The 23,375-nt window shown below is 67.4% G+C and carries 16 protein-coding genes, 1 tRNA gene and 1 other RNA gene (1 of these 18 running past the window's edge); 10 read left to right on the forward strand and 8 right to left on the reverse strand.

Features of this window, described 5'->3' with window-relative positions:
- Positions 1-7,499, forward strand: the final stretch of a protein-coding gene (locus tag MJO58_RS26120; protein ID WP_239721437.1) for a non-ribosomal peptide synthase/polyketide synthase. The gene continues 23,668 nt to the left of window position 1, outside the view; 7,499 of the gene's 31,167 nt are visible here — the last part of the coding sequence; its start codon lies beyond the left edge, outside the window; it ends in the stop codon at positions 7,497-7,499.
- A 3-nt stretch (positions 7,500-7,502) separates the two neighbouring features.
- Here MJO58_RS26120 and MJO58_RS26125 read toward each other — a convergent pair whose 3' ends face one another.
- Positions 7,503-7,940, reverse strand: a complete 438-nt coding sequence (locus MJO58_RS26125; RefSeq protein WP_090609660.1) for an SRPBCC family protein — start codon at positions 7,938-7,940, stop codon at positions 7,503-7,505.
- A gap of 129 nt (positions 7,941-8,069) precedes the next feature.
- Here MJO58_RS26125 and MJO58_RS26130 point away from each other — a divergent pair, with 129 nt between their 5' ends.
- Positions 8,070-9,404 (forward strand): FAD-binding oxidoreductase, encoded by a 1,335-nt coding sequence (locus tag MJO58_RS26130; protein ID WP_217493150.1) that lies wholly within the window; start codon positions 8,070-8,072, stop codon positions 9,402-9,404.
- The gene (locus MJO58_RS26135; RefSeq protein WP_239721438.1) at positions 9,401-10,711 is read left to right on the forward strand and encodes a class I SAM-dependent methyltransferase; all 1,311 of its coding nucleotides are present in this window, start codon (positions 9,401-9,403) and stop codon (positions 10,709-10,711) included. The genes MJO58_RS26130 and MJO58_RS26135 overlap by 4 nt, the downstream gene beginning before the upstream one ends.
- A gap of 2 nt (positions 10,712-10,713) precedes the next feature.
- On the opposite strand, the gene MJO58_RS26140 is transcribed toward MJO58_RS26135, so the two are convergent.
- The 4 genes from MJO58_RS26140 to ffs all read right to left on the reverse strand — a co-directional run bounded on the left by MJO58_RS26140 (position 10,714) and on the right by ffs (position 14,423).
- Positions 10,714-12,630, reverse strand: a complete 1,917-nt coding sequence (locus tag MJO58_RS26140; protein WP_239721439.1) for a DNA polymerase III subunits gamma/tau — start codon at positions 12,628-12,630, stop codon at positions 10,714-10,716.
- 10 nt (positions 12,631-12,640) lie between these two features.
- Positions 12,641-12,814, reverse strand: a complete 174-nt coding sequence (locus MJO58_RS26145) for a hypothetical protein (protein ID WP_239721440.1) — start codon at positions 12,812-12,814, stop codon at positions 12,641-12,643.
- Between the two features lie 134 nt (positions 12,815-12,948).
- A complete protein-coding gene (locus MJO58_RS26150) occupies positions 12,949-14,241 on the reverse strand; it encodes an aspartate aminotransferase type Ic (RefSeq protein WP_239723452.1) in 1,293 nt (430 codons plus the stop codon).
- 87 nt (positions 14,242-14,328) lie between these two features.
- An RNA gene (gene ffs, locus MJO58_RS26155) (signal recognition particle sRNA small type) lies at positions 14,329-14,423 on the reverse strand.
- A gap of 79 nt (positions 14,424-14,502) precedes the next feature.
- On the opposite strand from ffs, the gene MJO58_RS26160 reads away from it, so the two are divergent.
- Together MJO58_RS26160 and lucA are read left to right on the forward strand one after the other, a co-directional pair.
- A tRNA-Ser gene (locus MJO58_RS26160) sits at positions 14,503-14,588 on the forward strand.
- Positions 14,589-14,689: 101 nt separating this feature from the next.
- Complete coding sequence (lucA, locus tag MJO58_RS26165) at positions 14,690-15,592, forward strand: lipid uptake coordinator LucA (protein WP_239721441.1); 903 nt, start codon at positions 14,690-14,692, stop codon at positions 15,590-15,592.
- Here the strand turns inward: lucA and MJO58_RS26170 are convergent, their stop codons facing one another.
- A complete protein-coding gene (locus tag MJO58_RS26170; protein ID WP_259608735.1) occupies positions 15,593-16,309 on the reverse strand; it encodes an enoyl-CoA hydratase/isomerase family protein in 717 nt (238 codons plus the stop codon).
- 67 nt (positions 16,310-16,376) lie between these two features.
- Entirely contained in the window at positions 16,377-16,763 is a 387-nt protein-coding gene (locus MJO58_RS26175; protein WP_090607695.1) for a hypothetical protein, read from the reverse strand.
- Between the two features lie 138 nt (positions 16,764-16,901).
- Here MJO58_RS26175 and MJO58_RS26180 point away from each other — a divergent pair, with 138 nt between their 5' ends.
- From MJO58_RS26180 to MJO58_RS26190, 3 genes are all read left to right on the forward strand, one after another.
- Positions 16,902-17,384: a lipoprotein LpqH gene (locus MJO58_RS26180; protein ID WP_090609663.1), complete on the forward strand. Its 483-nt coding sequence runs from the start codon at positions 16,902-16,904 to the stop codon at positions 17,382-17,384.
- A gap of 72 nt (positions 17,385-17,456) precedes the next feature.
- The gene (locus MJO58_RS26185; protein WP_239721443.1) at positions 17,457-19,178 is read left to right on the forward strand and encodes a hypothetical protein; all 1,722 of its coding nucleotides are present in this window, start codon (positions 17,457-17,459) and stop codon (positions 19,176-19,178) included.
- Positions 19,175-20,539, forward strand: coding sequence for a CHAT domain-containing protein (locus tag MJO58_RS26190; protein WP_434086275.1), 1,365 nt, complete (start codon positions 19,175-19,177; stop codon positions 20,537-20,539). Before MJO58_RS26185 ends, MJO58_RS26190 begins: the two co-directional genes overlap by 4 nt.
- Here MJO58_RS26190 and MJO58_RS26195 read toward each other — a convergent pair.
- Positions 20,536-20,841: a hypothetical protein gene (locus MJO58_RS26195; protein ID WP_090607700.1), complete on the reverse strand. Its 306-nt coding sequence runs from the start codon at positions 20,839-20,841 to the stop codon at positions 20,536-20,538. The genes MJO58_RS26190 and MJO58_RS26195 overlap by 4 nt on opposite strands.
- Positions 20,842-20,924: 83 nt before the next feature.
- Here MJO58_RS26195 and MJO58_RS26200 point away from each other — a divergent pair, with 83 nt between their 5' ends.
- Positions 20,925-22,244, forward strand: a complete 1,320-nt coding sequence (locus MJO58_RS26200; RefSeq protein ID WP_239721444.1) for a hypothetical protein — start codon at positions 20,925-20,927, stop codon at positions 22,242-22,244.
- On the forward strand, positions 22,241-23,368 hold the full coding sequence (locus MJO58_RS26205) for a hypothetical protein (protein ID WP_239721445.1): 1,128 nt from the start codon (positions 22,241-22,243) through the stop codon (positions 23,366-23,368). Before MJO58_RS26200 ends, MJO58_RS26205 begins: the two co-directional genes overlap by 4 nt.
- Positions 23,369-23,375 lie beyond the last annotated feature (7 nt).

Raw genomic sequence — 23,375 nt, forward strand, 5'->3', positions numbered from 1 at the left:
CGGACTCGATGGTGGGCCTGCTGATCAACACGGTCCCGGTGCGGGCCGACTGCACGCCGCTGACCACCACCGCCGATCTTCTCAACCAACTGCATCGCGCCAACAACGACACCCTCGAGCACCAGCACCTGGCGCTGTCCGAGATCCATCGCGTCACGGGTCACGACCAACTCTTCGACACCCTGTTCGTGTTTGAGAACTACCCCGTCGACGCCGCCACCCTGGCCGGTGTCGACGGGCTGGCCATCACCGAGATGACCGCGCGCGAATACAACCACTATCCCCTGACGCTGCAAGCCATGCCCGGCAAGGAACTCGGGCTGCGCGTCGAGTACGACACCGACGTCTTCGCCGCGGACAGCATCGACACCCTAATCCTGCAACTGCACGACGTACTTCTGGCCATGACTACCGAACCCACCCGCAAGTTGTCGTCGGTTCAGCTGTTGGACTCCGACGAGCAGACGCTGATGGATGAGGTCGGCAACCGGGCGATGTTGGCCCGACGCGCGGCCACGCCGGTGTCGATCCCCGAGTTGTTCGCCGAGCACGTGCAACGCGACCCGGACGCGGTGGCGGTGAGCTTCCAGGGACGCTCACACACCTATCGGGAGCTGGACGAGGCCGCTAATCGGCTGGCGCACCTGGCCGCCGGCCACGGCGCCGGCCCGGGACAGTTTGTGGCACTGCTGTTTACGCGCTCGCCCGAAGCCATTGTCGCGATGCTCGCGGTGCTCAAGACCGGAGCGGCCTATCTGGCGATCGACCCGGCCCTGCCCGACACGCGGATCGGGTTCATGCTGGCCGACGCCGCGCCGATCGCCGCGCTCACCACCGATGATCTGCGCCCGCGACTGGACGGCTACGACGTATCGATCGTCGACGTCAACGACCCCGTCGTGCACACCCAGCCCGCCACCGCGCCGGCGGCACCCTCGCCCGACGATATCGCATACCTGATTTACACGTCCGGCACCACCGGTGTTCCCAAAGGTGTTGCGGTCACTCATCGCAACCTGGCCCACCTGGTCAGCTCGATGCCAACCCACCTGCCCTTGGCACAGGTATGGACGCAATGTCACTCCTACGGCTTCGACTTCTCGGTGTGGGAGATCTGGGCCGCCCTGCTCGGCGGCGGACGACTCGTCGTGGTACCGGAGTCGATAGCCGCCTCACCCGATGACTTCCACGACCTACTCGTCAACGAACACGTCACGGTTCTCACCCAAACACCGTCAGCCGCAGCGGCATTGACGCCAAGCCGATTGGGTTCGGTGGCGGTACTGCTGGGCGGGGAAGCCTGCCCCGCAGACGTCGTGGACCAGTGGGCGGACGGCCGCGTGGTGATCAACGCCTACGGTCCCACCGAGGTCACCGTCTACGCCTCGATGAGTGCGCCGCTGACGGCGGGGTCGGGGGCGGCGCCCATCGGCGGGCCGGTTTCGACCGCGGCGCTGTTCGTGCTTGACGACTGGCTACGCCCCGTCCCGATCGGCGTCGTCGGTGAGTTGTATGTCGCCGGCGACGGCGTGGCATGCGGGTACCTGCACCGGCCGGGATTGACGGCAGCACGATTTGTGCCCTGCCCCTTCGGCGAACGCGGGGCGCGGATGTATCGCACTGGAGACCTGGTCCGTTGGCATCCCGACGGGCAGCTGGACTACGTCGGGCGCGCCGACGAGCAGGTCAAGGTCCGCGGCTACCGTATCGAACTCGGTGAAATCCAAACTGCGCTGGCCAGTTTGGACGGCGTCGAACAAGCCGCCGCGATCACCCGCGAGGACGCGCCCGGCGCTCCCCGCGTGGTCGGGTATGTGACCGGAACCGTCGACCCCGCTGCGTTACGAAATGCGTTGGCCGACAAGCTGCCTGCCTACATGATCCCTGCGGCCATCGTGGCACTCGAGACATTGCCGCTGACTACAAACGGCAAACTCGATATCCGCGCCCTGCCGGCGCCGGACTACCACGACCCCGGCAGCTACCGCGCCCCTACCAACGCCGTCGAGGAAATTCTGACCGGCATCTACGCCCAAGTCCTGGGTCTCGAGCAGGTCGGCACCGACGACTCCTTCTTCGACCTCGGCGGCGACTCGCTCTCGGCTATGCGCCTGATCACCGCTGTCAACTCCGCTCTCGACGCCGACCTGGAAGTCCACACCCTGTTCGACGCACCCACCATCGCCCGGTTGGCGCCAAGGATCGGCACCGACCGAACCGGTCGGCGAACGCCGCTGATCGCAGGCCAGCGGCCGGCTCTGGTTCCGCTGTCATTCGCACAATCCCGGTTGTGGTTCCTCTACCAATTCGAGGGCGGGGTGGCGACCTACAACATGCCGACCGCGTTCCGGATCAACGGGTCACTGGATGTCGAGGCACTGGACGCGGCCCTCGACGACGTGATCGCCCGCCACGAATCGCTGCGCACCATCTTTGTTGAGATCGACGGCGTGCCATATCAGGAGGTGCTACCGGCCGCGGCGGGAATGTGGCGACGCGGCCGCGACGCGGTGGTACCGCTGGCGCGACACCACATGGTCTCCGAAATGGTGGCACTGGCGAAGCATCGCTTCGATTTGTCGGCCGAGATCCCGATTCGTGCGCAGATCTACTCGGTGACAGCCGAGGAATACTACGTCGGGATTGTGGTACACCACATCGCGTTCGACGGATGGTCGCTGGCGCCGATGGTAAGGGACATCGGCGAGGCCTATCGGGCTCGACGACAGCACCGGAACCCGCAACGGGCGCCGTTGTCGGTGCAGTACGTCGACTACACGCTGTGGCAGCGCAAGCAATTCGGTGATCTGGCCGACGCCGACAGCCCGATCGCCGCCCAGCTCGCCTACTGGGAACACGCGCTGGCCGGAATGCCCGAGCGGTTGCAGCTGCCCACCGATCGGCCCTACCCGCTGGTCGCCGACTACCGCGGCTCCCACGTGGCGTTGGAATGGCCCGCCGAGCTGCAACAGCGTATCCGCGAGATCGCCCGCGAGCACCACGCGACCAGCTTCATGGTGATCCAGGCCGCCCTGGCGGTGCTGCTCTCGGCGGTCAGCGCCAGTTCCGATGTGGCGGTGGGGTTCCCGATCGCCGGTCGGCGTGACCCGGCGCTCGACGAACTGGTCGGCTTCTTCGTCAATACCCTGGTGCTGCGTGTCGAGGTGGAAGGGGATCCCACCTTTGCCGAGCTGCTGGCGCAGGTCCGTCGACGCAGCCTTGGCGCCTACGAGCACCAAGACGTGCCCTTCGAGGTCCTGGTCGAGCGCATCAATCCCACCCGGTCGCTGACTCATCACCCGTTGATCCAGGTGATGCTGGCCTGGCAGAGCGCCCCGGGACACCGGGTCGACTCCGCCACCGGATTGGCCCTCGATGATCTGCAGGTCGCCCAGCTGCCGATGGACACCCAAACCGCCCGAATGGATTTGGTGTTCCACCTCGCTGAACACTGGGATGGTGCCGGTGACCCGGCCGGGATCGCCGGGACGGTCGAATATCGCACCGACGTGTTCGACGCGGCCACCATCAGTACGCTCATCCAGCGCCTGCAACGGGTGTTGGTGGCGATCACCACCGACCCGACCCAGCGGTTGTCGTCGGCGGATCTCCTTGAGCCCGAAGAGTATGCGCGCCTCGACCGTTGGGGCAACCGGCCGTTGCTGGGCCGGCCTCCCTTGGCAGGCGCGTCGATTCCGCTGCGCTGGGCCGAGCAAGTCGCGCGCACACCCGGGGCGCTGGCCGTCACCTTCGCCGGCCTGTCGATGACCTACCGGGAGCTCGAGGAGGACGCGAACCGGTTGGCGCATCTGCTGACCGCGCACGGAGCAGCCCCGGGACAGACGGTGGCACTGCTGTTCACCCGTTCCGCCGAGGCGATCATCGCGATCCTCGCGGTGCTGAAAACCGGGGCGGCTTACCTGGCGCTCGATCCGGCCCACCCCGACGCCCGGATCGGATTCATGGTCGCCGACGCCAGGCCGGTCGCCGCGATCACCACCGCCGCGCTGTCCGACCGCTTGGGCGGGCACGACCTGGCGGTCGTTTCGGTCGACGATCCCCGCATCTCCGGCTACCCCATTACCCCACTACCGGCGCCGGACCCCGATGACATCGCCTACATCATCTACACGTCGGGCACCACCGGCACTCCCAAGGGTGTCGCCGTCCCGCACCGCAACGTGACCCGGCTGCTGTCCTCGCTCGAGGGCGAGCTGGAGATGAAACAGGCTTGGACACAATGTCATTCGCTGGCTTTCGACTTCTCGGTCTGGGAGATCTGGGGTGCGCTGCTCTATGGCGGGCGGCTGGTGGTGGTGCCCGAATCGGTGGCCCGCTCGCCCGAGGACTTCCACGCGCTGCTCGTCGCCGAACGTGTCGGTGTGCTGAGCCGAACCCCGACGGCGTTCTATGCGCTGCAAACCGCCGATACGCTCTCACCCCAACTCGCCGAACAGCTGGCGCTTCAGACCGTGGTGTTCGGCGGTGAAGCCCTTGAGCCACAACGTCTTCGGACGTGGTTGCAAAAGCATCCACGCTCGCCACGGCTGATCAATATGTACGGCATCACCGAGACGACGGTGCACGCCTCGTTCCGGGAGCTCGTCGACGGCGACGTCGACAGCCCGGTCAGCCCCATCGGCGGGCCGCTGGCGCATCTGGCGTTTTTCGTGCTGGACAACTGGTTACGCCGGGTTCCGGCCGGCGTGGTCGGGGAGTTGTACGTGGCCGGTGCCGGACTGGCCGACGGATACGTGCGCCGGCCGGACTTGACGGCGTCGCGGTTCCTGGCGTGCCCCTTCGGGGGGCCGGGAACACGAATGTATCGCACCGGCGATCTGGTGTCGTGGAGCGCCGACGGACAGTTGCGGTATGTCGGGCGCGCCGACGAGCAGGTCAAGATCCGGGGCTACCGCATCGAACTGGGCGAGATCGAGAATGCCTTGCTGGATTGCCCGCAGGTCACCCAGGCCGTCACCATGGTGCACCACGGCAACGCCGGCGAAAACCTCGTCGCTTACCTCACCCTGCGGCGCACCAGCACCGCCGACCATGACGCGGAAATCGTCGGCCAGTGGCAGGACGTGTACGACGACCTGTACGAAGGCCAAGACGCGGTGCCGCAATTCGGCATGGACTTCCGCGGCTGGAACAGCAGCTACACCGGTGAACCGATTCCGCTCGAGGAGATGCACGAGTGGCGGGCGGCCACGGTGCACCGGATCATGGGCCTGCGGCCGCGCCGGGTACTGGAGATCGGCGCCGGCTCCGGGCTGCTGCTGTCGCAGATCGCCCCGCACTGTGAGCGCTACGTCGCGACGGATATGTCGGCGGTGGCCATCGACAACCTCGCCCGTTCGCTGGAGCGGCTGCAAATCCCGTGGCGTGATCGGGTGCAGCTGCTGGCCCGGCCCGCACACGTGACCCACGGATTGCCCCCCGGCTACTTCGACACGATCGTCGTCAACTCGGTTGTCCAGTACTTCCCGAACGCGGCGTACTTGGCCGATGTGATCGACAACGCCATGGAGCTGCTCGCGCCGGGCGGCGCACTGTTCCTCGGCGACATCCGTAACCACGCCCTGCAAGAGGCCTTTCAAACCGGGGTCGCCCTCGCCCGCACCACCACCGCCGACGTCGCCGAGATCCGCCAGCGGGTCCACCGCGCCGTGGTCAGTGAACCTGAATTACTGTTGGCCCCAGACTTTTTCACCACCTGGGCCGCCGGTCACCCGTCCGCCGCCGGACTCGACATCCAAGTCAAGCGCGGCATGGCCGACAACGAACTCAACCGGTACCGCTACGACGTCGTCATCCGCAAGACCCCGGCACCGGTACGTTCCGTGGCGTCGGCTCCCGGCTGGACGTGGAGCGAGTGCGCGGGCCTGCTCGGCCTGCACACCCGCCTGTCCTCGCAACGTCCCGCCGCGGTGCGCGTCACCGGGATCCCGCGGGCCGGACTGGCCAGCGACGTACGCATCGAACGCGCGCTGGCCGACGGGTTCCCGTTGGCCGATGCGCTCACCCCGCCCACGCCTGCCCCCGACAGCGTCACTCCCGAACAGCTACACCGCCTCGGCGAAAACGCCGGCTACCACGTCGCGGTCACCTGGGGCGCCGAGCCGGGCACCATTGACGCCGTCTTCCTCGTCCCCGCCGGTTCCCCGCTGACCGACCTCTACCTGCCTCCCGCCGCGGCCCACCCGCGCGGCGCGCACGCCAACAACCCCAACACCAACATGGAGATCAGCGCGGTGCGCCAGCGGTTGAGCGCGCGGTTGCCCGAATACATGGTGCCGGCGCAGATCGTGGTGCTCGACGAGTTCCCGTTGACGTCGTCGGGCAAGATCGACAGCAAGGCGCTTCCAGCGCCGGTGTTCGCCGCCACGCCATTCCAGGCCCCGCAAACCGAGACGGAGCAGGTCATCGCGGCGATCTACGCCCAGGTCCTGGGGATCGAGCGGGTCGGAGTCGACGACTCGTTCTTCGACCTCGGGGGCGATTCACTCTCCGCGATGCGGGTGATCGCCGCGATCAACGCCGCCCTCGATGTTCACCTTCCGGTCCGCACCATGTTCTACGCCCCGTCGGTGCGAAATCTCAGTGAGCAGCTCGGCGCGCAGGACAGCGCCGCGGAGGTGGTCCCGGTCGAGGTCTTCCAGGAGGGCACCGGCGCACCGCTGTGCTGCATTCACGACGGCCTCGGACTCAGCTGGGCGTATCGTGCGCTGGGCGAGTACGTGGATTGCCCCATCATCGGGATCAACCAGATCTCACACGACGGCGAAGCCGGGCCGGCTTCGATTCGCGGGATCGCGGCAACCTACGCCGACCGCATCCAAGCCCGCTATCCCGACGGGCCCTACAAGCTTCTCGGTTGGTCGTTCGGCGGCGTCGTCGCCCACGAACTAGCGATCGAACTGCAGCGACGCGGACGCGTAGTCGAGAGCCTGGTGCTGATCGACCCGGTGTTCAGCGCCAACAAGTTCGTCGCGAGGCTCAACGCCAACCGGGCCATCGCAAAGAACGAGACGCTGGACGAAAGCCAGATCCTGGAACACATCTTGCGGACCAATCGGATCGACATTCCCGTGCAGTCCGGGCCGCTGGACTACCGGCAGGCCGAGGAATTGGTGCATCAGCACGGGGCGGGGATCCCGCTGCCGCCCCAGCAGCTGCTGGAGTTCATGGTGCACAGCGTCCAGACCAACCAGCGACACCTGCTGGACCACGTGCCCGGTGTGTTCGACGGCGACATGGTCATCTTCTGCGCCGCCCGGGGCAGAACCGACGACGGGCGGGGACGGTCACGGTGGCGAAGCCTGCGAAACGGGCGAGCCGCGCGGTCCCAGCAGCGGCTCTGGCGACCATATGTCGCCGGAGAAATCGCCATCTACTCGGTCGACAGCACGCATCTCGAGATGCTGACCGCCGATGCGCTGAGCACCTATGGCGAACAACTCGGGCTCTATCTGCACACCAGGGTGACGCAGCGCTGAGGCCTAGCCTTCGAGCTCCTTCTTCAGGTTGGCCAGTACCTCACCCTGAATTTTCTTCAGTCCCAACGGTGCAAACGTCTTTTCGAAAAAGCCCTTGACGCCGCCGGCCCCCGTCCAGCTGGTTTTGACGGTCACGCTCGATCCGGGTCCCGCCGGAGCCACCGTCCAGTTGGTGATCATCGAGGAGTTCGCGTCCTTCTCGATGACGCTGTGACCAGCGACATCGACCGTTGCCTGCACGTCGCGGCTCCGGGATTTGGTGGCTTGAAGCTTCCACTTGACGACGGTGCCCTGGCCCTGGCCGCCCTGCAGCACCTGGTATTCGCTGTAGTGCGAGGACAGGATCTTCGGGCGGACGGTCTGGTAGTCCGCCACCGCGGCGAGCGTGGCCCCGGGCTCGACGTTGATCAAGATGGTGCTGGCTGCGCTGACCTGTGCCATCAGGCGCGACTCCTCTGTTGTGATGCCGCTCGCGAGCGGGTGCACGGGGTGTGGTCGAAGACTAGGGTATATGTGGTGCCAGGATCAGGATCTGCACTCTCGGCTCACACGTCGGGCGTCGATCGGTTGATGGCGAGTTATCGTTCCATCCCCGTAACGTCCGCGGTGCGGCTCGCCAAGCCCACGTCAAACCTGTTCCGCGCCCGCACTAAACGCGATGCCCGCGGTCTGGATACCTCGGGACTGACCGGCGTCCTGAGTGTCGATCCCGAAGCCCGCACCGCCGATGTGGCCGGCATGTGCACCTATCAGGATTTGGTGGCGGCGACCCTGCCCTATGGCCTGTCGCCACTGGTGGTCCCGCAGCTCAAGACCATTACGCTCGGCGGCGCGGTCAGCGGCCTGGGCATCGAATCGGCGTCGTTCCGCAACGGGTTGCCACACGAATCGGTGCTGGAAATGGATATCCTCACCGGCGCCGGCGAATTACTCACCGCATCGCGCGATCAGCACTGCGACCTATTCCGGGCTTTTCCCAATTCCTATGGAACACTGGGCTATTCGACGAGGCTACGGATCGAGCTGGAACCGATCGCGCCGTTTGTGGCGTTGCGGCACATCCGCTTTCACTCATTGCCCGAACTGGTCGCGGCCGCCGAACGCATCATCGACACCGGCGGGCGTGACGGGACCCCGGTCGACTATCTCGACGGCGTGGTCTTCGGTCCCGACGAGAGTTACCTGTGCGTGGGCCGACGCACCACCACCCCGGGGCCGGTCAGCGACTACACCGGAAAAAACATCTACTACCAGTCGATGCAGCACGACACCGCGGATCGGGCGGACACCAAAGACGACCGGCTGACGATGCACGACTATTTCTGGCGCTGGGACACCGACTGGTTTTGGTGCTCACGCGCGTTCGGCGTGCAGAACCCTGCGCTGCGCCGTTGGTGGCCGCGCCGCTACCGGCGCAGCAGCGTCTACTCCAAGCTCGTGGCGATAGATCGCCGGTTCGGGGTTTCCGACCGGATCGAGGCCCGCCATGGGCGTCCGGCTCGGGAGCGGGTGGTCCAGGACGTCGAGGTGCCGATTGGGCGCGCCTGCGAGTTTCTGGAGTGGTTTCTGGACAACGTCCCGATCACGCCGATCTGGTTGTGCCCGTTGAGACTTCGCGATCATGACGGCTGGCCGCTGTATCCGATACCGGCGGAGGTCAGCTACGTCAACATCGGGTTCTGGTCCTCGGTGCCCGCCGGTGACGGTGTGGGGGTTACCAACCGGGCAATCGAGGCGAAGGTCAGTGAGCTCGACGGGCACAAGTCGTTGTACTCCGACTCCTTCTACACCCGTGAGGAATTCGACCAGCTTTACGGCGGCGAGGCCTACAAGGCGGTCAAAAAATCCTACGATCCCGACTCTCGTCTGCTCGATCTCTATGCAAAGGCGGTGCAACGGCGATGACGACGACCAAGGAGCCCGACCACTCCATTACGGGCAAGCTGAACATGGCCGAGGTGCTGGCCATCTTCACCGCAAGCGGCGGGCACCCGCTCAAGTTCACCGCGTACGACGGCAGCACGGCCGGAAGCGCGGACGCTGCGCTGGGACTGGATCTTTGCTCACCGCGTGGCACTACCTACCTGGCGACGGCGCCCGGCGAGCTCGGCATCGCCCGTGCTTACATCTCGGGCGACCTGCAGCCCATCGGCGTGCATCCGGGCGATCCCTACGAGCTGCTCCGAATGCTGGCCGACCGCGTCGATTTCAAGCGGCCGTCAGCGTGGACCCTGGCTCAGGTGGTGCGCTCGATCGGTATCGAACATCTGGTGCCGATTGCGCCGCCGGCGCTGGAAACGCCGCCGCGGTGGCGCCGGTTCGCAGAAGGCTTGCTGCACAGCAAGTCCCGAGATGCGGGGGCGATCCATCACCACTACGACGTGTCCAACACGTTCTACGAATGGGTGCTGGGGCCGTCGATGACCTACACCTGCGCGGTGTATCCGGACGCCGACGCGACTCTGGAAGAGGCGCAAGACAATAAGTACCGGCTGATCTTCGAGAAGCTCAAGCTGCAACCGGGCGACCGGCTGCTCGACGTGGGATGCGGCTGGGGCGGAATGGTGCGGTACGCCGCTCGCCACGGTGTTCGGGCCATCGGCGCGACCCTGTCGGCCGAACAGGCGAAGTGGGCGCAAAAAGCCATCGAGGACCAAGGCCTCGCCGACTTGGCCGAGGTGCGCCACTCCGACTACCGCGACGTGCCGGAGTCGGGCTTTGACGCCGTTTCGTCGATCGGGCTGACCGAGCACATCGGGGTGAAGAATTACCCAGCCTATTTCGCCTTCCTCAAGTCGAGGCTGCGCACCGGCGGTCTGCTGCTCAACCACTGCATCACCCGTCACGACAACGAGCAGCACACGTTTGCGAACGGTTTCACCGACCGCTACGTCTTCCCCGACGGTGAGCTGACCGGTTCGGGACGCATCATGACCGACGTTCAGGACACGGGTTTCGAGGTGTTGCACACGGAGAACTTCCGCCACCACTACGCGATGACGTTGCGCGACTGGTGCCGCAACCTCGTCGAGCACTGGGACGAGGCTGTTGAGGAAGTCGGTCTTGCTGTCGCCAAGGTATGGGGCCTGTACATGGCGGCTTCACGAGTTGCGTTCGACGAGAACAACCTTCAGCTCCATCACATCCTGGCCGCCAACGTGGAGCGGCGCGGCGCCGACAATCTGCCGCTGCGCCCGTGGTGGCGACCTTAGGCTCAGACCCCGTCGATCCGGCGCGCGCCTAACTCGTTCTGCAGCAGCTCGAGTGCGGCCTCTTCGGGGTCGCGACGCGGTGCCGACGGGTCGCTGCGACCGGCTTCGGCGAGCATGTGTTCTTCTTCGTCACGTTGAACGGATTCCGCAGCCGCAGCGTCGCTTACGGGTGCCTCGTCCTCGGCGGGTGGCGGCACGACTCTCCGACGGGGGGGTGCGGGCGCGACCGCACTGCTGGGAGTCGGCGGCGCGACCGGTGCCGACGCCGGGGAGCCGGCGTCGCAACGGACCCGCCAGTTCACGCCGAGCGCGTCCTTGAGCGCGTCCGCGATGACGTCGGCGTTGCGCTGTTCGGACAACCGCTTGGCCAACGGCGCCGACTCGTGCGTGAGCACCAGGGTGTCGCCCTCCACGGCGCGTACGGTGGCGCCGGCCAGCATCACCTCGGTGGTGCGGCTGCGCTCGCGCACCTTGTCGCGCACCGTCGGCCACATCGTTCGCACCGCCGCGGCATTGAGTTCGCCTGGGGCAGAGGGTGGTTCGGGGATGTTGGCCGACTTGTGCTCCGGATTCGGCACCGGGTCGGGGGGCGGCGCCACAACCGATTCGGGAACCGGCTCGGGGTCGGGGTCGGGGTCGGGGTCGGCGGGCTTAACCTCGACCGGTGGGCGCGCGGCCGGGCGGGCAACCGGCTCGGCCGGCGGTGGGGTGGCCACCGGTGCCGCGGGTACGGCGACTGGCGCGGCTTCGGAGGCGGGGATGGACATCGCCAGCCGGGTCTCGATCCGCTCGATGCGGTGCAGCAGCGCCGATTCGGCGTCGCTGGCCGACGGCAGCAGCAGACGTGCACAGACCACTTCGAGCAGCAGCCGGGGCGCGGTTGCACCGCGCATCTCCCCCAGGCCGGCCTGCACCACTTCGGCGTAGCGGGTCAGCGTCCCCGCACCGATTCGGGCCGCTTGATCGCGCATGCGATCCAGCACGTCTTCCGGGGCGTCGACCACGCCACGGCTTATCGCATCCGGAACCGCTTGCAGCACAATGAGATCGCGGAACCGCTCCAGCAGATCGGTGGCAAAGCGGCGCGGGTCGTGCCCGGCGTCGATCACCGACTCGACCGCGCCGAACAGCGCGGCGGCATCCCCGGCGCCCAGCGCGTCGACGGCGTCGTCGATCAACGCGACGTCGGTGGCGCCCAGCAGACCCAGTGCTCGCGGGTAGGTGACGTGGTTGTCGTCGGCCCCGGCCACCAGTTGGTCCAGCACGGAAAGCGTGTCGCGGGGCGAACCACCTCCGGCACGGATCACCAGCGGGTACACCGCGTCGTCGACGACCACGCCTTCTTGTTCGCAGATCCGCCCGATCAGCGAGCGCATGGTCTTGGGGGGCAACAACCGGAACGGGTAGTGATGGGTGCGCGAGCGGATCGTCGGCAGCACCTTCTCCGGTTGGGTGGTGGCGAAAATGAAGATGAGGTGCTCGGGCGGCTCCTCGACGATCTTGAGCAGCGCGTTGAACCCCGCCGTCGTCACCATGTGCGCCTCGTCGACGATGAACACCCGATAGCGCGACTGCGCCGGCGCGTAGAAGGCGCGGTCGCGTAGTTCGCGGGTGTCGTCCACGCCGCCGTGGCTGGCGGCGTCGAGTTCCACCACGTCGATGCTGCCGGGCGCGTTGGGCGCCAGCGCCTGGCAGGAGTCGCACACCCCGCACGGGGTGGCGGTCGGCCCCTGGGCGCAGTTCAGCGACCGGGCCAGGATGCGGGCAGACGACGTCTTTCCGCATCCACGCGGCCCGGAGAACAGGTACGCGTGGTTGATCCGGCCGGCCTCCAGCGCGATGGACAGCGGCTCGGTGACGTGCTCCTGCCCCACCACTTCGGCGAAGGTTGCCGGTCGGTACTTGCGGTAGAGAGCCACGGTCAGCAGGCTACCGGCGCCGTGCGACGACGATGCGGGCACCGCAGGTCCCGCTGAGGAGTCGCACCCTCAACACCGCGACGACGATGCGGGCACCGCAGGTCCCGCTGAGGAGTCGCACCCTCAACACCGCGACGACGATGCGGGCACCGCAGGTCCCGCTGAGGAGTCGCACCCTCAACACCGCGACGACGATGCGGGCACCGCAGGTCCCGCTGTGGGGGCACCTCCCGCTTGCGGGGGAAAGGCCAGCCGTCAGGTGTGCATCAACGGCTTCCAGTGCGCAAGCACGGCGCCGTCGGCGCAGAATCGACGCCGTCAGTTCGCACTCGGCGCCGCGGCGCCCAGCCGGGCCTCGGAAGCCGCCAGCAGCGCGCAGGTCGCCAGCCCGTCGACGGCGTCGCGCAGGTCCGGCAGCGACGGGAAGGTGGGCGCGATGCGGATGTTCTTGTCCTCCGGATCCTTGCGGTACGGGAACGTCGCACCCGCCTCGGTGACGGCGATACCAGCGTCCTTGGCCAGCGCGACGGTCCGGCGCGCGGTCCCGGGCCACACGTCGAGGCTGATGAAGTAGCCGCCCTTGGGGTCGGTCCAGGACGCGATCTTGGAATCGCCGAGCCGCTGCTCGAGGATCTCGAGCGTCAGGGCGAACTTCGGCGCCAGGATCTGCTGGTGGCGTTGCATCTGCAGGCGGACCCCGTCGGCGTCGCCGAAGAATCGCAGGTGCCGCAGCTGGTTGATCTTGTCCGGGCCGATCGATTTCTTCCCCGCGTACTGCAGGTACCAGGCGATGTTGCCCAGCGATCCGCCCAAGAAGCTGACGCCCGCGCCGGCGAAGGTGATCTTCGAGGTCGACGCGAAGACATAGGGGCGGTTCGGGTTACCGGCCGCGGCGGCGAGCCCGAGGATGTCGATCTGGCTCAAGAAGTCGTGCGTCAGGGTGTGCACCGCGTAGGCGTTGTCCCAGAAGATCCGGAAGTCGGCGGCCGCCGTCCGCATCTGCACCAGCCGCCGCACGGTTTCCCAGGAGTAGGTCACGCCGGTGGGGTTGCCGAACACCGGCACCGTCCACATCCCTTTGATCGCGGGGTCGACGGCGACCAGCTCCTCGATCAGGTCGACGTCGGGGCCGTCGTCGCGCATCGGGATCAGGATCATCTCGATGCCCATGGTCTCGGTGATGGCGAAGTGCCGGTCGTAGCCGGGTGCTGGGCACAGGAACTTGATGCTCGGCTCGTCCTTCCAGGGCCGCTGCGAGTCCACGCCTCCGTGGAGCATCGAGAAGGCGACGAGATCGTGCATCAGCTCCAGGCTGGAGTTGTTCCCGGCAATCAGGTTGGGCACCGGGATGCCCAGCAACTCGCCGAAGATGGCCCGGAGTCCGGGCAGGCCGTGCAGGCCGCCGTAGTTGCGGGTGTCGGTCCCCTCGGCGTCGCGGAAGTCGTCGCCGGGCAGGCTCAGCAGCTGGTTGGACAGATCGAGCTGCTCGGGGGCGGGTTTCCCACGGGTCAGATCCAGGTGCAGCTTCTTGGCCTGCAGTTCCGCGTAGTCCTGCTGATGACGGGAGTGCCGTGCGGTGAGCTCTTCGGGGCTGAGGGAATCGAACGCCACCATGCTTTTTGCAGGGCCCTTTCGCTGTCGAACGCCTGAGGGTGACGGGCCGGCTCGCGGCGTAAGCGCTGGTCGCGCGGCCCCACACATAGGGGACCCCGCGCACCCGACAGAGCCCATTGACCCTTGCTGCCTTCCGGCCCTGGGGGAGTTCACAGGATAGACGCCGCGCGGGGTCCATGGCGAGTGTAGTCCCTGGCTCGGGGCAGCCGATGACGGCCGACCGACATTCCACGTTGACCCAGCCGCTACCATTGCCACGGAGGATTCGCCTAGTGGCCTATGGCGCTCGCCTGGAACGCGGGTTGGGTTAACAGCCCTCGCGGGTTCAAATCCCGCATCCTCCGCAAATCGGGTTCACTCGGTTTCCGGACGCGGCCGAACGGTTGTTTGGAATCTGTTTGGCTGCATTTAGGCTGACGTGGGCTCACCAGTATGAGGGAGGCGTATGGGGCGCAAGGTCGCCATACCGTGGCACTTGGTGTTTTCGATCGGTGCTGGCGTCCTCTATTTCCTCTGCGTGTTGCCCCGCTGGTCCGAGTTGATGGGCGACACATCGCGCGGACTGGGGATGGCGGGCCGCATCGGCGCGGGCGCGCTGATCGCCCTGGCCGCGCTGCCCGTGGTGTTCACTCACCTACGGACCCGCAAGCCGGAGCTGGGCATCCCGCAAATGGCCCTGACGATCCGGATCTGGTCGATAGTGGGCCACGTGCTGGCCGGGGTGCTGATCATCGGCACCGCGATCAGCGAGATCTGGCTCAACCTGGACGCTGCCGGACAATATCTTTTCGGGATCTACGGCGCCGCCGCCGCGATTGCCCTGCTCGGATTTTTCGCCTTCTATCTGTCGTTCGTGGCCGAGTTGCCGCCTCCCGCGCCGAAGCCGATCAAGGCCAAGAAGCCCAAGAAGTCCAGGAAGCCCAGTCTGCGCCGTAAGAAGGGCGACGAGGCGGACGCCACCGAAGCCGAAGACATCGAAGACGTCGAAGAAACCGACGAAGCCGACACCGTCACAGCCGCCGAGGCCGTCGGGGACGAAAAGGCCGACGAAGCCGACGATGTCGAAGAAGCCGATGAAGCCGATGAAGCCGAGGCCGAGCCGGAACCAGCCGAAGAACCCATCGAGCCCGCACAAGAACCTGTCGGGCCCACCGCGAAAGCTGTCGACGCCGTCAAAGCCGAGAAGCCGGCTACTGACGACGCCGCCCAGCCGTCCGGCGAGACCGACGAGGACGAGACCGAGACCGAGGAACCCCGCTCCGGGCTGCGCAACCGTCGCCCGGAGGGCAAGGGCTCGCATCGCATGCGGCGCAGGCGCACCCGCGGCGGCGTCGCGCTCGACGAGTGATCAGTCGCGGCGTTTAAGACTCTCCACGTAGTCGGCCAGGCGCTGCTGCGTCTCGTCTGAACCCCACAGCTGGCGTACGTCGGCGTCGGTAGCAGCGCCTTGGCGAATCCGCGCCACGGCCGGGGCGCGTAGCTGGGCCTTCGTAGCGCGATATGCCTCGACCGGCAGCTCGCCAAGCTCGGCGGCCTCGCCCACCGCCGCCTCGATCAGATCGTCGGTGACGATGCGGTGGGCCAGCCCACGCGCGATCGCGTCGGCCCCCCGGTAGGTGCGCGCGCCGAGCAGCACCTCCTCGGCGCCATCCCCGCAGGCATAACGCATCACTTCCAGCGCGGCGACCGGGAAAGAAACACCGACGCGAACCTCGGCCGCACCGATTCCGGCTTCGGGTCCGATCAGCCGGCGATCACAGGCACACGCCAGCACACACCCCCCGGCGATCGCGGCGCCGTTGATGGCGGCCACGGTCGGCCACGGAAAGTTGAACAACGCGTCGAACGTGTCAGACAGCGCCGGAACCAGCCGGTCGGTGTAGTCACGGCCGCCGTCGACCACGCGGTTGAGGTCGACCCCCGCGGAAAACACCCGGCCGGAGCCGGTGACGACCAGCGGACCGTTGCCCGACTCCTGCAGTTCACGAAAGGTTCGGGTCAGCTCTTCGAGCACTTCCACATCGAGGGCGTTGACGCGCCCCGACGACAGGGTCAGCACCCGCACCGAAGCTGTCCCCGTTTTCAACGTCTGGATCTCTATCACAAGGACACTCAAGCATTCGCCGGAAGCGCTACTGCTGGTGGGTCAGTCTGGCCAGGATCACCGGAATATCGGTGTTCTCGTCGCAGTGATAGCTCGCGCAGACGCGGTGATAGCCGTCGGCGATCTGCAGCGGAACACCCGTCACGATGTCGCCGCGCACCAGCAGGATGGGCGAGAGCGCAATGCCTTTCTCGATCTTGGTGAGGTCGGCGGCGACGTGTGGGTTGTCGACCGGCAACAGGCTCAGCCGCGCGGCCCGCAGGATGTCCTTGGCCTTCTTATGCGTCACCGATCCGCTCTGCAGCCGTTTCGCGAGCTTCCTGACCATCGGCGGGTCCGCGAGTAGGTCGAGGTAATCGCAAGCTGCCGGAAAGTCATGTGCCTCAGGCGTTTCCAACCATTTCGCGCTGGCCATCGGATCTCTCCCTTCCTCGGGTCCCCGCCGACGGAGCCTACCGGCTGCACCTGAAAATTGGGATCGGTAGCAACGCCGGAGCTTTGTACTTGCTCCATGACGACGCCAACAGGGCGACGCATGAAGGAAGGAACGACAGTGAAACGTCTTCTCGTGGGCGCAATCGGAACCCTCGGCGTGGCAGCGACCGTGGTGGGCTGCTCGAGCGGCGGCCACACGGCCAGCCCGGCGTCGAGCACGGCCGCCAGCGTCGCCTCCGGGAGCGGTGCTCAGGTCAAGGTCGGCGGCGCCGACCTGGCGGGCGTCAACCCGGCGTCGGTGACCTGCGTGAAGCAGGGCGGCAAGATCGACATCGGTAGCGGCTCCACCGGCGGTGCGCAGCAGGCGCTGGCCGTCGTGATGACCGACGAGGCGACCCCGAAGGTCGAATCGTTGGCGCTGGTGGTGGACGGCAACGCCCTGTCGGTCGCCAACAACATGGGCGCGAAGGTCGGGTCGGCCAACGTGGCAGTCGACGGCAAGACCTACACCATCACCGGGCAGGCGCAGGGCGCCGACCTGAAAAACCCGATGGCCGGGATGATCACCAAGGACTTCAGCATCAAGGTGACGTGCGGTTGATCGGTTCCACTCCGGGCGGCGGGCGTGCCTCACTCACACGTCCGCCGCACCGTCCGGACTTATGATGCAGCCGTGTCGATCTCCGGCGAATTAGCGCGGGCCCGCCGCCTGACATTGGTTGCCGACGAGACCGGCGCCCGGGAACTGTTGCTGTCCCTGATGCCCGCGATCGAGCAAGAAGACCGCGACGACCTGATCCTGGAGGTCTTCGCGCAGCTGGGCGAGATCTACTTGGCGCGGGGCGCGAACGACGGAGTGCACGAGTGTATCCGGCGCATCCGCGACTGCCTGGCGATCTACTCCGCGATTATCGCCGGCACGATGCCGCAAGCCGCCGCTCAGGTGAGGATGCCGGCAGCCGACATACCGCGGATGATCCGTCGCTATTCGCGACGAGCGCAGTTCCTGCAGACCGGCGTGAGCGCCGTGCTGGGCGATCACGAAGGCGCCGAGACGGCCCTGGCCGAGTTGAGCCGCTCCGACGATACGTTTCCCGAGCTGGCCGACGAGCACGCCCGGCTGATCGTGCAAGCGCAGGTGTTGTGCGCGACCGCGCTGTGTGACGACGACCTGCATGTGCGGTCGGTTCCACTGTGGGAGCACGTGGTTGATGCGATCGACCGCCTGGGCGACGACGAATTCGACGACCAGCTGCGGGTGGACGCGTCCACCGCGTACGGCAGGTTCTGTGTCGAGACCGGCCGGCTAACCGAAGCCGAACCCTGGCTGCGTCGCGCCGGCGCTCGAGCGCGGGCGCGGGGATGGGAATTAGCCGAGGCGAGAACGCAATTGGAGCGCGCGGTGGCGCGGTGGCTGGTCAGTGATCACGCGGGGACCGAGCAGCTGGTCGCCGAGGCCTATCCCGTCATCGCACGATATGAACGGGCCCACGACGTCGCGCGGTGCTGGCTGTACCTGGGACTCACCCGGCTGGCATCCGGCGCGCTGGAAGGCGCCGACGAATGCTGGGAGCATGCCGAGCGACACTGGCGCGAGCTGGGAAAGCCATTGCATCTGCACCGCATCCTGTTGCAGCGCAGCTGGATAGCGATTTTTTGGAGCAAATTCGCCGACGCCGTCGAGCTGATCGCCCAGGCCCGGGAACTGCTGGACTCGTCGCCACGCAGCAGTTGGCTACAGTACGCCCAACTCGACAGTCATCTCGGCACGGTGTGGCGCGCGGATGCGTTGGCGGACCTCGGCTTCGACAGCTCGGGCGATCCCGACGAAACGCTGGAGGAAACCGAGGCGCGCCAAGCCGAAGGACTCGGGATCCTGAAGGGTGAGGTCGGCACTCCCGAATACTGGCGTGGCATGGCCAAACTCGAACAGGCCGCCGAGCTCAAGGTACCGGCCGCGCTCGCGGTCGACTCGGTGCGGTTTTCGATCGCCGACGCCGACGCGCGAGCGCGCTGGGCAACCAGCATTTCGGCACCCATCCTGGCCGGGGCCTTCGCCGTCGCGTACGAATGGGAGAACACCCAGCTGATCAGTGAGCTCGTCGAATATCACAGCGCTCGAGGCACTTTCGACACCGACCCGCAACGCCCGACCATCGGCGAATGGGCGTCGACGGGCACCGCTACCGTGCTGGTCGACGCCGACCTGGAACCGGCGCTGGCCGCGGCCGGACCACCGGCGGCCGGCCGTTCGCTCACGCGACTCGGCCCGCTGCCGCCGCTGCAGATGCAGCCCGACAGCCCGCCGATCATGAGCCATTACCGCGCCCTGGCGCTACAACGCTACGGCCGCGACGTCACGGCCACCGAACCCGCCTGGTCGACCTGGCCATGAGCGACCGGCTCACTCTGGTCCTGCGTTACGCCGACGTCGGGATCGCCACCTATGGCAGCTTGCGGATCATCGGACAGCCGTCGCGGACGGTCACCTGGGTAGTGGAGGAGCCGCTGCTGCTGGCGGCCATCGAAGAGCTGACCGACGCCATCCCCGAGCCGCACGGCAGCGAGAGCCGTCGCGACGCCATCGAGCGAGCTTTGGCCACCGGGCCTTTCGCGAATCCGGACACCGAGCTCACCGTCGCCTACATCCTGGGCGTGCTGCTGATCTCGACGCAGGGCTGGCAGCTGCTGAACGAGTGTGTTTCCTCGCCGCGCGCCACGTTGTTCGTGGCCCCCAGTGCGCGGCTGGCCCGCGTTCCCTGGGGGCTGCTCGCGGTGCCGAAATCAGGTCCGAGCAAAGAGGAACTGGTGCGCGCCCGCCAGGACGCCATCACATCCAGTGGTCGGGTGGCCGCCCGGATCCCTTGGCAGCTCGCGAATATCGGCGAACACACCGACGGCCATCGACTGATGGAGTTGGTCGACGTGCTGATGGCGGTGCCGGCGAACATCGTGCACGCGCCTCGCACACCGGCGCGATGGGACGCGCGACGCGACGGTCCGCCGGTGCTGGTCCTCGACCCGCGGGTGCCCGGGCAACGGCCCGACTCCGCACTCGGTTCGGTGCTCGGCAGACCCTCAGCGGAAACGCCATTGGCGCGACACTTCGCCGAACTGATGGGCGACCGTGCAGTACTTCCCGACGTCGACGGGGCGGTCGAACTGTTCCGGCGCCAGGACGCCGACCGGGGCTGGCTAGCCGGCATGCTCGGGCGGGCCCCCAGCAGGCTGCTCTACGTCGGCCACGCGAGTTCTGCTGACGCGCAGCATGATCACGCCGCCCAGGCCGACCGCGCGGCCCTGCATCTCGCTTGTACGGCGGCGGCCCCGGGCGATGCCGACACCATCGGGGACCATCGCCCGCTCACCGCGTCCGACCTGATGGCGCTGCGGCTGCCGATGCCGCCGCGGGTGGCCCTACTGGCCTGCGGGTCGGGCGGCGACTACCGATTCGACGAGGCGACCGGTCTGGTCGCGGCGATGATTCTGGGCGGCGCACAGCTGGTGACCGCCACGCTGTGGTCGCTGCCCACCACCGCCGCTTACCGCCAATTCGCCGCCAACGACGGCGATGCGGCCGATCCGATGTCCGAGGTGGTCGTCGCCGTGGACCACGCGCACGAGGCCGACGACGCGGGATGCGCGGTCAATCGATGGCAGCGCGAACAGATGCGGCGCTGGCGTGACGGAGACCTGGGCGCCAATCCGCTGTACTGGGCCGCACTGGTCACTTTCGCGGTCGACGGCGCACGCTAAACTGCGGCCAGCCACGACGCATGAACGGCCAAGACGTCGTCGGGCAGCGAAAGATCTTCGCGGGCAGCGGGATCGAACGCCACCAGAACGACGAGGCCGGGCCGCAGCACCGACACGTCCAAGTCATCCTCACAGCGCGCCAATCGGCCGATGAACGTCTCGCCCGACACGGCGACCACTTCGATGAAAACCTGCCGCTCACCGGCGACTTTGCGCACGGTGCCGACGCCGACGGTGCGGCCCTCGGCGTTGCCATGCCGCCAGAACGCCACCCGGTAAAGCAATGTCATCAGCTTCTTCATACATCCAGAGTGTGGGTGCCGGGCGGCTACCGAACCCAACTTTTTGGCTAGGGGTATCTGCGAAATGCCCCTATCCTGTGCTGATGAGCGCGGACCCACAGCTGGCCACCACGGTGGCCGCCGGCCATCCACGCCGGTCCGTGATCGACCAGGCGTGGCGGGCAATCGGGCTCGGCGTCGAGGTGCTCAGCAGCGACGATGGCGGACCATTGACCCGAACCGTCAAACGCATCATCGATCCGCTGGTGCTGCGGCTACGGTCCAACCCGCAGTATTCCGCCCCGGTGGTCGCACCCGACACCGCCGCGGCAATGCACGAACTGATCGTGGGCAGCGCATCCGAATTGCGCGCCGCTGCAGCGTGGTTCGAGGTCCTCAAGCTCGAGCGCCGCAGGCAGCGGATCCGTTCCGGAAACGCCCAGGAGCTCTACTTCCCCGTCTGCTACGAGCTGGCGGTCACCAAAGGCGCACCGGCGCCAGAGGATCGCGAAGCCGCGGCCACCGTGCTCGGCGAGATTCACCAGGGCCGCGACCGTACCGCGATCGAAGTCCTGCACCAGTACGTGGCCGGCCAGGATGTCGTTGCCACGCTTACCGATCAGCTCGAACACAGTTGGCGTGACGTGCGGGCGAGCCAGACCGTGACGGGTCCGTTCCTGGCCGAGCTGGGTACGGTGCTCGGGCCGGCCCATGGCCACCGCGCAGCGACCGCGCGCCAGCGGGTGTGGTCAGCCATGATCAGCGACACCACCCCGTACAACCTGGGCGCTCTGGTCCGTGTCGAATCGGCCGACCTACCCTGGTCGATCGTAGATCTGGGCTTGAGTTCGGTTGCGCCGCAACGGCCCCCGCGCATCGCAGGCGGTGCCGATGGCGATCGCCCGTTGGATCGCAGCGTGGTGGATCGGGTACGCGCGACGCTGCGCCGCGCCCTGGACCGCGACGCCCTGCCCGACATCCCGTTGCTTTGCGAAGAAGAGGTCGACCGCGCCTGTGCTCCGTGGGGGCTGCTCTCGGAGGACAAGCAGGCCACGCTGGTGGCCGGCATCGAGGTCGCGGTCGAGCTGGCACCGCTGGACCGATCTGTCACCAGCCGCTACGCGCTGGCGGCGCAGATCCAGGCGCGGCTGCGTAAGGAGGCGTACGTGCTGCACGCGCGGCGCTATCTCGCCGAGGGCGCCCCGATGCATCCGCGGCAACGCCAGGTGGTCGACGACCTCGCGGCGTATGCGCCGCCCTACCTGAGCCGCCTGTGGGCTCGCCTGCACGGCCGTGACGTGTGGCAGGAGTCGTGCGAGGACGTCGACGAGATGCGGTCGCTGCTGGAGGGTGTCGCGCGGTCGGTGAGCCTCGATCACCGCCAGCGGATCAAATCGATGCTGGAACTGCAGGTGGCCGGATGAAATTGGTTGCCGAGTCCGGCCTTTGGACCGTGGGGCCCGCCAGTGCCCAGACGCCGCTGGCCGCGGTGCTGGAAGTCAGCGGCGCCGTGCTGTCCTGGACGATCGATGATCCACCCGGCGACGAGCGAACCCAGATCACCTTCACCGATCTGTCGCGTGCGGACTGGCTGTGGCGCGTGTTCGGCGAGGCCGGCCATGTCGCGCTGACCGCCGCGGCAAACGCGACCGGCGGCACCACCGAGCTCACCGGCGTCGACATCGTGCCGGGTTCGGTCGAACCGCTGCGCCGGCTGGCGGTCGGGCATTGGCTGCGGCGCTGGTGGCCGGCGAGTCAGCGAGACGGCATCGCCGGCCTGGACGGCGCCCTGCTCGACCTCGAGGTCGCCCTGCTGACCGCCGGCGCGCAGGACTTCTTCACCGACGACACGCTGGATTCGGACGTGACCAGCCTGCTGGCGCCACACGCCGCGGCGTTGTTCACCCATGCCCGCAGCGACGATCCTCGCATCGCGAACCTGGTACGGGCGGGCGCCGATCTGGCCGACGAGGTCGGGGTGGACGACGACGCGTGGGCGGAACTTATTGCCGTCCTTGATGATTCGAGTGTGGCGTGGGCTTCGAAACTGTCCCAGCCCAGCGGACGCCGCGACGACTACGCCCTGGCCGCTGGTGCGGATGCGGGCTCCCGGCGCGGGGAGGCGATTGCCCGGGGCGTCGCGTCCATTCATTGGACCGCGGTACCCCCGGCCATCTTCGATGCGGGCGAGAACACCGTCGACTGGAGCGTCGAGGCGTCGGGCGCGGTGGTGCGCGCGGCGATCATCGGGCCGGACCTGCCGTCGGGCGTCGCGGTGCGATTGCAGTCCGGCGCGATCAGCGGCGCCGGTGCCCTGGACGGCGAGGGCCGCGCGATGCTCCCCCTGCTCGATGCCCAAGGCCAACCGATGACCGAGTCTGCCGCCTGGGATCACGATTGGACGGCGACCGCGGTGATCGTCGGGGCGCAGACCCGCGAGACCCGCGAGACCCGCGACCGGATCCGCCGTTGGCTACGCGCCCGGCTGGACCGGCCACCCGCGGACGCGTTCTTGGCCGAGATAGTGGCTTCGGAGTCCGCCTATTAAGCGCACG

Origin of the sequence: Mycobacterium lentiflavum (assembly GCF_022374895.2) — a bacterium.
Lineage (GTDB): Bacteria > Actinomycetota > Actinomycetes > Mycobacteriales > Mycobacteriaceae > Mycobacterium > Mycobacterium lentiflavum.

Bases quoted from the DNA above. Each gene is read 5' to 3' on its own strand.
- MJO58_RS26125 (WP_090609660.1), bottom strand. From the start codon at position 7,940: ATGGCACAGGTCAGCGCAGCCAGCACCATCTTGATCAACGTCGAGCCC.
- MJO58_RS26130 (WP_217493150.1), top strand. From the start codon at position 8,070: ATGGCGAGTTATCGTTCCATCCCCGTAACGTCCGCGGTGCGGCTCGCC.
- MJO58_RS26135 (WP_239721438.1), top strand. From the start codon at position 9,401: ATGACGACGACCAAGGAGCCCGACCACTCCATTACGGGCAAGCTGAAC.
- lucA (WP_239721441.1), top strand. From the start codon at position 14,690: ATGGGGCGCAAGGTCGCCATACCGTGGCACTTGGTGTTTTCGATCGGT.
- MJO58_RS26175 (WP_090607695.1), bottom strand. From the start codon at position 16,763: ATGGCCAGCGCGAAATGGTTGGAAACGCCTGAGGCACATGACTTTCCG.
- MJO58_RS26190 (WP_434086275.1), top strand. From the start codon at position 19,175: ATGAGCGACCGGCTCACTCTGGTCCTGCGTTACGCCGACGTCGGGATC.
- MJO58_RS26195 (WP_090607700.1), bottom strand. From the start codon at position 20,841: ATGAAGAAGCTGATGACATTGCTTTACCGGGTGGCGTTCTGGCGGCAT.
- MJO58_RS26200 (WP_239721444.1), top strand. From the start codon at position 20,925: ATGAGCGCGGACCCACAGCTGGCCACCACGGTGGCCGCCGGCCATCCA.
- MJO58_RS26205 (WP_239721445.1), top strand. From the start codon at position 22,241: ATGAAATTGGTTGCCGAGTCCGGCCTTTGGACCGTGGGGCCCGCCAGT.